At 35.0% G+C, this 12,649-nt stretch carries 14 protein-coding genes; 4 read left to right on the top strand and 10 right to left on the bottom strand.

Going from position 1 to position 12,649, the window contains the following annotated elements; genetic code table 11:
• Nucleotides 1–285: 285 nt before the first annotated feature.
• Complete coding sequence (locus tag AC2CGN_RS05050) at nucleotides 286–1,020, bottom strand: SDR family NAD(P)-dependent oxidoreductase (RefSeq protein WP_429981272.1); 735 nt, start codon at nucleotides 1,018–1,020, stop codon at nucleotides 286–288.
• A 220-nt stretch (nucleotides 1,021–1,240) separates the two neighbouring features.
• Between AC2CGN_RS05050 and AC2CGN_RS05045 the strand changes: the two genes are divergently transcribed.
• Nucleotides 1,241–2,062, top strand: a complete 822-nt coding sequence (locus AC2CGN_RS05045) for a squalene/phytoene synthase family protein (protein WP_429981271.1) — start codon at nucleotides 1,241–1,243, stop codon at nucleotides 2,060–2,062.
• Nucleotides 2,063–2,119: 57 nt separating this feature from the next.
• Here AC2CGN_RS05045 and AC2CGN_RS05040 read toward each other — a convergent pair whose 3' ends face one another.
• The gene (locus AC2CGN_RS05040) at nucleotides 2,120–2,608 is read right to left on the bottom strand and encodes a metal-dependent hydrolase (RefSeq protein ID WP_484512503.1); all 489 of its coding nucleotides are present in this window, start codon (nucleotides 2,606–2,608) and stop codon (nucleotides 2,120–2,122) included.
• 218 nt (nucleotides 2,609–2,826) lie between these two features.
• On the opposite strand from AC2CGN_RS05040, the gene AC2CGN_RS05035 reads away from it, so the two are divergent.
• Nucleotides 2,827–4,071, top strand: coding sequence for a ferredoxin reductase family protein (locus AC2CGN_RS05035; RefSeq protein WP_429984973.1), 1,245 nt, complete (start codon nucleotides 2,827–2,829; stop codon nucleotides 4,069–4,071).
• A gap of 575 nt (nucleotides 4,072–4,646) precedes the next feature.
• On the opposite strand, the gene AC2CGN_RS05030 is transcribed toward AC2CGN_RS05035, so the two are convergent.
• On the bottom strand, nucleotides 4,647–5,084 hold the full coding sequence (locus AC2CGN_RS05030) for a GNAT family N-acetyltransferase (protein ID WP_286925992.1): 438 nt from the start codon (nucleotides 5,082–5,084) through the stop codon (nucleotides 4,647–4,649).
• A 253-nt stretch (nucleotides 5,085–5,337) separates the two neighbouring features.
• Complete coding sequence (locus AC2CGN_RS05025) at nucleotides 5,338–7,368, bottom strand: methyl-accepting chemotaxis protein (RefSeq protein WP_484512500.1); 2,031 nt, start codon at nucleotides 7,366–7,368, stop codon at nucleotides 5,338–5,340.
• 242 nt (nucleotides 7,369–7,610) lie between these two features.
• Here AC2CGN_RS05025 and AC2CGN_RS05020 point away from each other — a divergent pair, with 242 nt between their 5' ends.
• Nucleotides 7,611–8,237, top strand: coding sequence for a nitroreductase family protein (locus tag AC2CGN_RS05020; protein ID WP_429990515.1), 627 nt, complete (start codon nucleotides 7,611–7,613; stop codon nucleotides 8,235–8,237).
• A 183-nt stretch (nucleotides 8,238–8,420) separates the two neighbouring features.
• Here the strand turns inward: AC2CGN_RS05020 and AC2CGN_RS05015 are convergent, their stop codons facing one another.
• The 6 genes from AC2CGN_RS05015 to AC2CGN_RS04990 all read right to left on the bottom strand — a co-directional run bounded on the left by AC2CGN_RS05015 (nucleotide 8,421) and on the right by AC2CGN_RS04990 (nucleotide 11,857).
• A complete protein-coding gene (locus AC2CGN_RS05015) occupies nucleotides 8,421–9,158 on the bottom strand; it encodes a HEAT repeat domain-containing protein (protein ID WP_429981266.1) in 738 nt (245 codons plus the stop codon).
• 265 nt (nucleotides 9,159–9,423) lie between these two features.
• Nucleotides 9,424–9,654 carry a YdbC family protein gene (locus AC2CGN_RS05010; RefSeq protein WP_286925989.1) on the bottom strand — a complete coding sequence of 77 codons (231 nt, stop codon included), beginning with the start codon at nucleotides 9,652–9,654 and terminating at the stop codon, nucleotides 9,424–9,426.
• 78 nt (nucleotides 9,655–9,732) lie between these two features.
• Nucleotides 9,733–10,731 (bottom strand): HNH endonuclease signature motif containing protein, encoded by a 999-nt coding sequence (locus tag AC2CGN_RS05005; protein ID WP_429986986.1) that lies wholly within the window; start codon nucleotides 10,729–10,731, stop codon nucleotides 9,733–9,735.
• 11 nt (nucleotides 10,732–10,742) lie between these two features.
• Nucleotides 10,743–11,066 carry a pyrophosphohydrolase domain-containing protein gene (locus AC2CGN_RS05000; protein WP_484512497.1) on the bottom strand — a complete coding sequence of 108 codons (324 nt, stop codon included), beginning with the start codon at nucleotides 11,064–11,066 and terminating at the stop codon, nucleotides 10,743–10,745.
• A gap of 30 nt (nucleotides 11,067–11,096) precedes the next feature.
• Nucleotides 11,097–11,441 (bottom strand): nuclease-related domain-containing protein, encoded by a 345-nt coding sequence (locus tag AC2CGN_RS04995; protein ID WP_484512495.1) that lies wholly within the window; start codon nucleotides 11,439–11,441, stop codon nucleotides 11,097–11,099.
• Between the two features lie 26 nt (nucleotides 11,442–11,467).
• Nucleotides 11,468–11,857, bottom strand: coding sequence for a nuclease-related domain-containing protein (locus AC2CGN_RS04990; RefSeq protein ID WP_484512493.1), 390 nt, complete (start codon nucleotides 11,855–11,857; stop codon nucleotides 11,468–11,470).
• A 294-nt stretch (nucleotides 11,858–12,151) separates the two neighbouring features.
• Here AC2CGN_RS04990 and AC2CGN_RS04985 point away from each other — a divergent pair, with 294 nt between their 5' ends.
• Entirely contained in the window at nucleotides 12,152–12,643 is a 492-nt protein-coding gene (locus AC2CGN_RS04985) for a hypothetical protein (RefSeq protein ID WP_429981263.1), read from the top strand.
• Nucleotides 12,644–12,649: the final 6 nt, after the last annotated feature.

Genomic DNA, 12,649 nt, shown 5'->3' with positions numbered 1-12,649 from the left:
AATCCTGACGTATCTTCTATTAATATCACCAGCAAAATTACAGTTACCATTTTTGTCCCATGTAATTGTTTATTTGCCCTTTCTAAACTTTAACGCTGTTGAAATGATTGTGCAATAACTTAGCAAACTTTCATGAAAAAAACACGAAAAATATCAAAATACTTCTATTTTTCACCTTTATTGCGAAAGCATTTTTATTACTTTATCATTTTTCTATTAAAAGAACAAAAAAAGTGAAAATGTATGAATAAACACACATTTCCACTTTCTTTTTTTCAAATATTATTAACGAGCTGAATACCCGCCATCAATCACTAGTTCAGCACCTGTAATATAAGATGCCTCATCTGATGCAAGGAACAAAATAGCGTTAGCAACTTCTTCCGGTTGCCCAAGTCTACCCATTGGTGTAGCTTGTACAAGCATATCCATCGCTTCCTTTGCTTCAGATAATTTAGCTGTCATTGGTGTTTCGATTACACCAGGGAAAACAGTGTTTATGCGGATGTTAAAAGCTCCTAATTCAGCGGCTGCTGCACGAGCAATTGCACGTAGTGATCCTTTAGATGCTGTATAAGCATTCATGCCCGCACCAATAATTGCTGTGTAGGAAGATGTATTAACAATAGAACCTTTTCCTGCTACTTTCATATAGTTTGAAGCATGTTTAATACCTAAGAATGGACCAAAAGCATTGATATTATGCATAATTGTCCAGTCTGCTTGCGAAATTTGATCAGGACCCTTTTCAGATGAAATACCAGCATTATTAATTAAAATATCAATACGTCCGTATTTATCGATGACTGCTTTCGTTACCTCTGCCCAGTTTTCATCTGAAGAAACGTCTAATTTCATTCCCTCTACATGCTCTAGCTCAGAAATTTTTGCTAGGTTTTCTTCGTTAATATCAGCAGCAATAACGGTAGCTCCTTCTTCCGCAAACAATTTTGCCATTGCAGCACCCATGCCTGATGCGCCACCTGTAATAATTGCAATTTTGTTATCTAAACGTCCCATAAATAAAACTCCCTCAATGTCATATTTTGTAGTGCATAAGTCCAGCCATTATTTTGATGAAATAATGTATAGAACTAAATAGTTTACTATTAAACTTTATCATCTTTTTTAAGCGTTTTCAAAGAATATGACTAGAAAATTAAACAATCTGTTTTATCTTTCCTCACATTTGCGATACGATATACTATAGATGTACGACCATGTGAACGGAGGAATAGTAGTGAAAGATCAAAAAACACTTTATAAAGAAGCGATGCAGGTTTTAAAGGAAACTAGCCGCACTTTTTATATACCGATTACTTTTTTAAAAAATGATTTGAAAATGTCAGTGGCTGCTGCCTATTTAGCTATGCGTGCTATTGATGAAATTGAAGACCATGAAAGGCTTTCAAATGATGTAAAATTTGATTTACTGACTGCAACGAGTGAATTATTAAAGGAAACATTTGATGCTGAAGCATATGAAACATTATTAGCACCATATGCTGATGAGCTACCTGAAGTATCTCTTCGCTTAGCAGACTGGCTTACTTTCTGTCCTGAAGGCTCACGAAAAATTGTCCAAGCATCAACGAGTGAGATGTCTTTTGGGATGGCCAAATGGGCAAAAGCAAACTGGCAAGTACACACTCGTGAGGATTTAGATGATTATACATACTATGTTGCAGGGCTTGTTGGCACAATGTTGTCTGAGCTTTGGGCGTGGGGTGCAGATATTCAAACAGATCGCGATTTAGCGATTGGCTATGGACGCGGTCTTCAGGCTGTGAATATTTTACGTAATCAGCACGAGGATATGGATGAGCGTGGCGTAAGCTTTGTTCCGGATGGCTGGACACGAGAGGATTTATTTGCATACGCAGAGGAAAACCTTGCGAAAGCTGATCTTTATATGAAGGATATCAATAAACGGACAGTCCTTTTATTCTGCCGTTTACCACTAGCACTTGCTCATAAAACTTTGAAGGCGATGAAGGATGGCCGTGAAAAAATGACACGAGTAGAAGTCGAAAAAACGGTAGAAGAGGTACAGGCTGAATAATGAACTGAAAACAATGAACCCGAGTATGAGAATATTTTCTTACTCGGGTTTTATTGCTTATAAGGTACCCAGTAGATTAACTATTAATTCATAACTAAAATATACAGATAGCAACGTTAACAACATAAATACTACTTTTTCAACTTTACTGCCTGTTCTGGTGGTTAGTGGGAAACGGACAGAAATGGATACTGGAAAAAACAATTTAACACCCTTTTTTGTCCACATATCCAGAAAAATATGACTTGCCATTCCTAATAAAATTCCTATTGAAATCACTTTAAAAGGAACTAAAGTATGTAGCACCATCACCATTAAAATTAAAAAAAGTAAGCTATGTGTAAAGGATCGATGTCCAAACAACTTATTAACCATTTTTGAAATGATGGGAAACTTTCTCCCGATCTTGCTGCCGCTATGGCATATATCTGGAAGTAATGCACCGATAATACCTGCCCCTACTAAAAGAAGTGGATTATCATTCGAAATTTGCGCAAAGGCTAGACTAGCAGTAATGCCCCCAACAATATGAGTATTCCCTTGCATAGGACTTCCCCTCTCATGTCTATTATGATTGATCCTCCTTAATTTAACACACCTTCCCCTAAAAGGGAACATATATTCCGAACATACACTCCCTTTTTATTTCTAGCTGAGGTAAACTGTAAAAACTACGATAATTACACTTAATTTTCAGAATCATTTCAGGAATTTATTGTATATATAGGATGATTTTCGATAAAAATAAGGACTGGAGGTTATTTATGAAATCAATCAGAGGTATTACACTTATTATACTTATTATGGGAGCCAGTTCTTTACTTTGGTTTTTTGCTACACCCGTAGAGCCGCTCCATTCTTTGGATAAGCTTAGTCACATGATTGGAGGCTTGGCAATTACCGGTTTCTTTCTTGTTTTTTTATTATCAACTAGAATGAAAATGTTAGATCGGTGGTTTCATGGTCTAGAAAATGTCTATCGCTACCATAAATATATAGCTATTATTTCACTGGCATTGGTGATTTTACATGGACAGTTGCAGGAAAGGGTTCCAGATATGGATAAAAGGTTTGAAACTTCTCTTAGTGAATTTTCAAAAGAACTGGGGGAGCTTGGACAATATGGCTTTATCGCTCTTATTTTAATAGCCTTGCTTGCAAAATTTCTAAAATATGAACACTGGCGAGTTATTCATCGATTCATGCTTATTCCCTATACATTCGGAATATATCATGCATATTTTTCTAGCAAATATGACTTACTACAACCTACACCTTTAGGCATTTTTACTGCCATTACGACAACTATAGGATTTATGTCGGCATTATATATGCTAACGATGTATCAGGATATGTTTTTTAAATACACAGGTAAAATTACAGGCATTCAACAAATGGGCAAGAATGCAATTGAGCTCGAGATTACACTTGATAAAAAAATTCCTTATCAATACGGGCAATTTGTTTTTATAAAATTTTTTCAAGATGGACTAGAAAAGGCACCACATCCTTTTTCAATTTCTGGCGGAGGTGGTAAAAAAATTTCCGTTACCATAAAGGTACTTGGAGATTTTACACAGCAAGTTTATCACTCTATAAAAATAAATACACCTGTTGCACTTAATGGGCCGTACGGGCAATTAAATTTTGAAAAAGGGCCACAATCACAAATTTGGATTGCAGGCGGCATCGGAATTACTCCTTTTTTATCCTATTTGCAAGCCAAGCCCATTAATCGTCCTATCGAATTATTTTACACATACCGGGGTGAGGACAATGCTATCTATAAAGACTTTTTACAAGGGTATGCATCGACTAACCCTCATTTTAAAGTGAATTTTATTGATACTATCCAAATGGACAGGCTGTCATTTGAAAGTTATCATGTACCAGCAAATACCAAAGTTTATCTATGTGGTCCTGAAAAAATGGTCAGGCATTTCACTAAGCAATTGAAATCCCATAATAACGATATCACAATAGACTTTGAAGCATTTAAATTTAGATAATACTCACTATTTTCAGGGTACAAAGTGATATATAAAACAAGCTATATAGCCTTATATATCAAGGCTTAGTTGACATTTAAATTATAAAGCATTGCGTAGTGTAAAGCATAATAAAGATTAAACATAGCAAAAAACAGCTACTCACTCTGAACTGTGAGAGCTGTTTTTCTTTTGCCCAAAATAATATAGATACTCATAAAGAATCGATTCCCGCATGCATTATAAACACTGGAAGGCAATCAAAGCGGCTCCTTGTCGTAAGTCGGATGTTAAAGATGCGGAATGGAGCGACAAGTTACTTCATCACGGATTACTCAAAGCTAGCTTCATTCCAGATCGCACCTAATATGAATTGCGAGAATTAGAATTAGTTCGGTATCAGCAGTAGCATTCCCGCAAAGGAAACTGCGATGATAATACCTGCATTGAACCGTTTTTCTCACACTTCAAAAAAACCGCTCAACCGTCTAGCACCAATAGAATATCGACACCAGATGGCTACCTAGTCTTTTTTAAGACTGGCTACACAAGGGGGCGTCCTGGTCATTTGTCATTTTTTGTTTGAATAAGGACTTCTATAACTGTAATTTCATACTTACCGTTCTTAAACTAAATCCCATTTTTTCATATAGCTTGATTGCATTATTCCCTACGTAAGCACTAAGTCTGGCTTCAGAATATCCTTCTTGTCTCAATTGTTCAATGGCAACATTCATTAATTCTTTGGAAATACCTCTTCCTCTAAATGTTTCTTTTACAAATAGCTCATAAATAAACCCGTTTAATTGTTCCGTAAATTGGTCTTTATTTTCCCCAATCAAAATCCATCCCATTAACTCATTATTGTCTGTTGCTATCAAATAATAGCACCCTTTTTTTAGAAGAGGTTCTATAAGGTTTAAAACTTTTTCTTTAGTTGCTCTTACTCCGCCCAGTGTACCATCAAATAAAGCTTGTGGTGAAAGAGCTATAATTTCTTCTAATTCTAAGTTGTTTGGCTTTCTAATTTCCATTTATAATACATCCCTTCTCAATCTCATATTTAGCTTTATTACAAATTTACCTATCTATCATTATAATACCATTTAACATGCCTTTATTTATACAAGCCACCTGTGATCCAACACGGTTGCTACTAGGCCTAGAACACTAGAATTGTCTTCTCCTATTACTTGGTAAGGAAATCACTATAATTTCAAATAAAAAACTCATTCTATATTCGAAAAGGCTATCGTCCAAATAATTGGACGACGACCTTTTCAATTACTATATAGTAAATTTACCTGTTTCCTCTTGAAGATCCTGTGCCAGATGCGCTAATTGCTCAGAAGCTACGGCCATTTCATTCATCGTAGAAGCTTGCTCCTCTGTAATTGCTGACACATTTAATGTATGATCATTTGTCGCCATTGCTTGCTGACTTATCTCTTGAACCTTCGAAGTCATGTCATGTAGTTTTTCAAAGGCATTTGATGTATTGGTACTCGTCTTTTCAATCGTATGTTTTAAGTCTTCAATCGCACTGCTGATTGTATCAAATGTGCTTCCAGCCTGTTGTACAGAATCAATGCCATGGTGAGCAATTTTACGACTTTGTTCCATCATCGAGACAGCCTCATTGACTTGCTCTTGAATTGTCCGAACAACAGTGGCAATGTCTTGTGATGCAAGGCTTGTTTGAGTTGCCAATGCCTTGACTTCCCCTGCAACCACTGCAAAGCCTTTTCCCGCTTCTCCTGCACGTGCTGCTTCAATCGCTGCATTTAAGGACAATAAATTTGTTTGATCTGTTATGGATGAAATCAGTTCGCTCATCTTTTCGATTTGGACGGATTGATTTTTTAAGCTACTTATCAGATTTGCACTATTTTCCACCTGTGTATGCAACTCAGCAATTTCATTCACGAAGGTACGAATTTGCTTGGAGCCTCCACTTGCCATCTGAGAGGTTGCTGCAGATTGCTGAACGGCACTGGCTAAGGCCTTGACAGCAAAATGCATATCCTCACCTAAAACAGATGTGACTGAAGCTAGTTGGTCGCTAACTGTCTGTTGCTTGCTCGTATTCTCTGCTACATGCTGCATAGAGACAGCTACCTCTGTGACGGATTTATTAACCTCTTGGACACTAGCTGTCAGTTCTTCTGCAGCGGAAGCAACTGTGTCTGTTTCAGCTACGATTTGCTTCATCATTGTTCCCAATGCATCTACTGAATCATTATAATACTGTGCCATCTCACCAAATTCATCTCTTGTACTAATCGACATTCTTTGAGTCAGATCGCCTGTAGCTAGATTGCCTAAATGGCCATTTATAGTATGCACTTCCTGACGAATATAGCGTGCAATTAAATAAATAATTACGGATATTACACAGATAAGAATAATACTAATAATAATTTGTTGATATAGCATTGCTTGTACTTCACTATATAGCTCAGTTGTCGGAACGATTAACATAAGCTTCCAAGGCATTCCTTGTATTTGTTTATATTGTAATGTGTATTCTTTACCATCAACTTCTGTTTGAATTAGTTTTTTATCTCCAGCAAATTGATCGATAGGGATTTTTAAGTAATCCTGTACCGTTTCTTGATTTACCTTTTTCACATCTGGATGTGTTAAAAATGTTCCCTTATCATCAATTATAAATGCATAACCACTTTCTCGTATTTTCACCTCCGAAACAATAGATTGGATAGATTCAAGAACATAATCACCTGTGATAACGCCAATTGGGGTTTGCCCCTGTAGAACTTGAATACCAAAAGTAATAAACATCTCTCCTAATGCTTCATCAAAAAAAGGCTCCGTATGTATAATATCATTGGATTGTAAGCTATTTTTGTACCACTCCTGCTGATGGAAGGCATAGGCTGGATCTTGATAAACATCTGTAAAGACAATATTTTCTCCATCTTTATAGGCATATGGTCCAAAGAATTCTCCATTAGCAGCATCCTTTTCTAGCCAGAGCCCCATTCCATAGGTTTCTTTATTTAATGGCAGTAATTGCTCAGCAAAACGTGTAAATTGTTCTCTTGACATGCTATTATCTGCAGTTTCTATCGCAGATTTAGCACTATAGATAAGCTGATTATGTGCATGTAATTTATTTTCAACAGAATTAGACACATCGTCAGCTAATAATGACATCTCATGTTCAATCGAGTTTCCAAGTTCGTTGGAGGCTTTTAAATAACTTATGAAGGACATGCCACCTAGAAATATAGTGATAATGGGAATAAGTATACCAATTTTCGCGAAAAGTCTTAGATTACCCAGTAGTTTTTTCATTTACCTTCACCCATTCATATTATTTTAGTTCTATAGTTATCTATAGTATAAAGGTAGTACACTATGATAAATATGTTTTTTTTGTAACTTTTTACATGATGGGTAAGTAATCAAATTCTACTATGATTTCTATAGATAAATAATAGGCAAATCAAATCTCTCTAATTCGAGCAGTTTACTTGGATTTTTTAATAAACTATCGTATAGTAAATTTCATTATAGAAAAAGGGGTTTTTTAAACAATGACGATAACTAAAAGTTATTTAAATAAAGTAATGCATGAGAGAAAATCGGTACGTAAATATGATGCTAATTATAAAATTCCACAAGCTGAATTGAAGGAATTACTTACGGAGGCAACAACAGCACCATCATCAAGTAATTTACAACCATGGCGCTTTTTAGTGATTCAAGATGCAACTGTAAAAAAGGAATTACGTCAGATTGCTAATAACCAGGAGCAAATTGAAACTGCCTCTGCTATTATTGCTGTATTAGGTGATACGGAGATGTACAAAAATGTTGAGGAAATTTATACCAAAAACTTCGAGCAGGGTTATATGGACGAGGCAACAAAAAATAGCATGATAGAAAATTCATTAAAACTCTACCCAAACCTGCCCAAAGAAATTCTAAAAAACATAGCAACCTTCGATGCAGGCTTAATTTCTATGCAAATAATGCTTTTAGCCAAAGACATGGGCTACGATACTGTTACAATGGGAGGCTTCAATAAGGAAGCTTTTGCAAAACACTTTGAATTAGCAGATCATCTAGTTCCAATTGTCTTAATCGCTATCGGCAAAGCAGCTGTGCCCGCTTATGGCTCCTCTCGTCTAGCTTTAAAAGACATTGTGAAATTTATATAAAGAAAAGTTTTAAAAAAAATCCATAGTGTTAAATATATAACAACAACTTGATATTGAAATTAAAAGCCTGTATCGATAATTTCCAAGTACCGATACAGGCTCTGTTTCAAAGATTGTAGTTATCATTTAAATAGCAATGATTAGCTTATTGAAGAAAATAATAAAGAACAAATATCTAAAATGTTATTGCTTCTTTTTGTTTGAGCTCTTTAATTCCATTCTTATCCTTTTTAACGCTAATTCAGCAGCCATTTTCCCGTTATATTGTCCGTGTTCTTTAACCCAATTTAATTTCTCTTTAGCGGGCAAGTATCTATGGAAACCTAGAATTTCAGCAGCTCTCTCTTGTACCCACATATTCGAGTCTTCCAATAGGGGAATTATTTCATCCAATTGTGTGTAAGGAGTTATAGCCATAATTGAAAACAAATATTGAGTTCTTTTATCTTCATCTAATTCAGGGTTTTTAAGAAGGTTCTTCAATTCTTTAATGGCTTGTACATCTTGCTTTACTTGCAGTTCATCAGTATGCTCTTTGGACAGAGGATAATGTGTTGGAAGTTCATACCAATCACTTTCAGAATTTTCTGATAGAATTTTTATGAACGTGTGTACATTAGGATATACTGGGGACAAGTCTATTTCCTCATGGTTTATAAAGCAAACTTTGCCTGTTTGTGGCCCAAACATGTAAACACCCACATAATTGGAACTATCATCTGTCCATAATGGTAAAACCTCTGAAATATTAACATCTTCATTAAGGTATAAATACATTTCTGTTACTTCTTCAATGGATAACAAGCGTATTAAATAATCATTCTTGTGTTTCATATAGATTGGATTATCGAAAGCATTTATTACTTCCTGAGGTATTGATATGTTTAACAAAGTTGAGATTTGATTAAATAAATTGTCCATTATGTATCCCTCCATTCATTATATTTAAAACTAACTTGAAATTTGAGCCTCTTAGACAAATACTTTTTTCACAGACATCACTAAAAATCCGCATTCATTCTATCAAGCCAAATAGCACTGGAACATTCCACCTGCATTATAGCGTTAAGTTAGCATTACTGCAAAATAGAGTAGTTTTTTTATTATTCCTTAGAAGATTGGTTTCAAGTACGTTAAACGCACTAACAAAATGGGAAAAGGAGCCCGCACTACAAGGCTCCTTCTTTTATATGTCTGAAGTTGATAATTTCGTAAGTGTCTCTGCTAAGATCTTCATTTCAGCGGGTGAAAGTGTAACACCCTTCCCCATTTTTGTATGATCCTCTGACCAATCTCGAATATCGAATTTGGCTTCTCTACCATTCCAGCTAATTAGATTTAATTCCTTCTTCCAGCCCTTATTCCCCTCTGATAAAACAGCGAGTGTTTCAATGATTTCATATTTAATATCTGCCATATACATCCCTCCATTTGTTCATTTGTCATTAAAATTATAGCTCAAAATGTGGAGCAGCAAACATTTAAAATATGAATTCTATACCTTTTTCTTAACCTTCTTTGGTTCCCATAAAGTTGTGTATCCATTCATGATGGAGTAATCATATAAATCTATCAGTTTCGTATTTTCATATGTACGAAAGTAAAAAGGCTCGTTTATGTTTGAGGATAAATAATCATTTCTTATAAGCATTGTTTCTAAATAGAAGCGAGAGGCAATTTTATCACTCTTCTGTAAATTACAAGCATTGCAGGCTAACACTAGATTCCATAGATTATCATTTTGAACGAAGCTCCATGGGATAAAATGGTCAACATGTGTTTTTCGGCGACTGGATGATAAATCACAATGACAGTAGAAACAACGATTTTGTTCAAATTGTGTAAGCACCTTGTAAAAGGTTTCTAATGAACTACGTTTTGAAATCACTTCAATCTTGGAAAGCAAAGCCATTGTGCTTGTTGCTTCATTCACTTTCTCTAAATATTTTACCAAATGATAGTTTGTTAAATTCATAAGGACACGCTGATATTTTTTCATAAACTCATAAACAGGACGATTAAAACGAAATTGTGCCCGTTTAATATCAAATGCATAGAATACACCTGCTGTATCGCCGTAAAATGCACCAATCACATTTTGCTTGCAGTCACGTTTGACATCATGGACAATTTTCAACTGTAACGAATCTTCAAGTTGATCAAATTGCCATTCTGAAGGAACGCTATAGTCATTTACATACTTTTGCAAAATGGTTTGAGCACGAGCTGGTTTATTTTTATTGGGTGACTGCGCTAATTGATGATGGATGATTAAATTCCAATAAATATTGGTGAAGGAGTAAAAAATTTGATCATAGCTAAGTGTTAATTCATCCTCTACATTATATAAGTTTTCAAGTAATGCTTTAAAAAATACATATTTATAGGAAGTCGCGACAGATGAACGATAATAGAAATTGTTAAGATGTTGCCAAATTTCATGCTCTGTAATATATTTCTCTTGTATTTCACCGACCCTTAAATCATGTGACACGTTACTTTCACCTACTCCTCTACTTTCATCAAATAAATCCCTTTAAAAAACCCTCCGCGTTGTTCTTTCTTCTGAGCACGAATTTGCTCCAATTGTTCATAGGAAACATCAAGCTTATGTATGGCCGCGTAAACTAGTTCTAAAATATCTGCAAGCTCTTCTATAGCCTCTTTTTTTGAAGCGGACTCCTTAAATTCTAGAGCCTCCTCTTGCATTTTCTTTTTGATTTCTTCCAAATATTCTTCCTGTTCTACTATTCTTGTTACACATTTTTTGCCACTCGCTTCTATTATTTCTGGTATTAAATCACGGACTAATTTATTATACATTGGCATATAATCCCTCCTTTTTGAACTCCTTTTCATCTAAGACTTTCCATATCTTTGCTGAATCATGCGAATATGTTTTTTCTTCATTGCTTTGGAAATTTGCATTTGTGGTAATAACTGATTGTAAATGGCTTGAATATCTACTTGAGAAAAAATTGGACTAGCAGATTTTTGTTGAGCTTGGATAAAGCGTTTTAACTCTTCTCGTTTTATAACATGTACATTAGAGGAAGTCATCTCCACCTTTTTCAATGTACAGCTTTCACCAAAAACAATAACTGAATGAATGGCTTTGTTTGGTAGCTTTAAAAAGTCTTGAATAGCTCGGGTATGTATAGCATTTTGGCGGATTGGATTAAAAAATCTATCTTCATTCAGCAAATGAAGATAAAGCCTCCGGCGGGATGTCACGGATTTTCAAAGGAATGAATTGTGCGGGCACAATTCAAAATCCGGACGCAATTACGCCAAGGCGAAATTGATATTTTTTTCCTATTCGGCATTGTTTGCGTCCATTGCTGGTGTGCTTCATTTCCAAAAATCCAACCACTATAATTTTTTGATTCCAACACGTATAAGTCTGTTTGATCAATATAAAGTAGGTCAATTTCTGTTAACTCATCCGAATTTTTTTTCGGAATATACACATTAACTAATAACCTATGATTTTTCGATGCATGCTTTTCAATCATTTTTGAAGTTAAATACTCACCATGTCTTCCTTTATTCCATTTAACGGTTAAAATATGATGTTTAGTCAGCTGATAATAGGTACTCCTACGATAATTTTTTTTCATGAAATAAATGCACAGCAATCCACATAGAATAACAACTAGTAACAGGCAAATCCCCCCTTAACCTTGCAATTTTAAAAAATGAATCTTCAACACTAGTATACCAATATTTCCAAGGATTTTTTTTGCAATTTTTTCAGTATCCGCTCAAAAAATCATCATAAAAGCCTCACTCAAGGAAATTATTCTAGTGCAAATATACGATTTCAACTAAATATTACCTATAAATTGTTATGGAATTAACATTTTAGGATTGGTATGATTAGGGGGTATTTTTTTTGAAGGGAGGTTTTATCAATGAGCTATGATTCTTATTATTACAATGATTATGATGCGGCGACGTTTGGCGGATTTCTTTTGTTAATTATTATTGCCTCTCTTGTATTAGGTTTAATTGCATATGTTATTAGTGCACTAATTTATTTTATGGCTTCTAAAACAAACGGCTTCGGTGATATGGCTTACATTGCTTGGATTCCACTTATCAATGTTTATAGCCTTTTTCTGTTAACTGCAGATGGTGTTGATAATGAAACTGTCCGTGCTGCAGCTTTAAAAAATACGCTTATTTATGCTGGTTTAATTATCGTTTCGTTTATTCCATTTCTTGGAATAATTGCATCCCTAGGCGCTGCTGGCTTCATTTTGTACTTCAATTACCGTCTATTCTATAGATGGACTGGCGAAGCTGGGAAAGCTGTCCTATACATTATTCTTACACTTTTAACAGGTGGAATATTCTTTATGATTTATGGTTTAATGCGTATGAACAGACCTTTCGTTGCCTAGCCACAA

It is taken from the genome of Lysinibacillus sp. DFXJR4 (genome assembly GCF_057196045.1).
This window is presented reverse-complemented; position numbering and strand designations above follow the sequence as displayed.

Excerpts from the sequence above, each read along its gene's own strand:
- AC2CGN_RS05050 (WP_429981272.1), bottom strand. The coding sequence starts at position 1,020 with ATGGGACGTTTAGATAACAAAATTGCAATTATTACAGGTGGCGCATCA.
- AC2CGN_RS05040 (WP_484512503.1), bottom strand. The coding sequence starts at position 2,608 with ATGCAAGGGAATACTCATATTGTTGGGGGCATTACTGCTAGTCTAGCC.
- AC2CGN_RS05035 (WP_429984973.1), top strand. The coding sequence starts at position 2,827 with ATGAAATCAATCAGAGGTATTACACTTATTATACTTATTATGGGAGCC.
- AC2CGN_RS05030 (WP_286925992.1), bottom strand. The coding sequence starts at position 5,084 with ATGGAAATTAGAAAGCCAAACAACTTAGAATTAGAAGAAATTATAGCT.
- AC2CGN_RS05025 (WP_484512500.1), bottom strand. The coding sequence starts at position 7,368 with ATGAAAAAACTACTGGGTAATCTAAGACTTTTCGCGAAAATTGGTATA.
- AC2CGN_RS05020 (WP_429990515.1), top strand. The coding sequence starts at position 7,611 with ATGACGATAACTAAAAGTTATTTAAATAAAGTAATGCATGAGAGAAAA.
- AC2CGN_RS05015 (WP_429981266.1), bottom strand. The coding sequence starts at position 9,158 with ATGGACAATTTATTTAATCAAATCTCAACTTTGTTAAACATATCAATA.
- AC2CGN_RS05010 (WP_286925989.1), bottom strand. The coding sequence starts at position 9,654 with ATGGCAGATATTAAATATGAAATCATTGAAACACTCGCTGTTTTATCA.
- AC2CGN_RS05000 (WP_484512497.1), bottom strand. The coding sequence starts at position 11,066 with ATGCCAATGTATAATAAATTAGTCCGTGATTTAATACCAGAAATAATA.
- AC2CGN_RS04990 (WP_484512493.1), bottom strand. The coding sequence starts at position 11,857 with ATGAAAAAAAATTATCGTAGGAGTACCTATTATCAGCTGACTAAACAT.
- AC2CGN_RS04985 (WP_429981263.1), top strand. The coding sequence starts at position 12,152 with ATGAGCTATGATTCTTATTATTACAATGATTATGATGCGGCGACGTTT.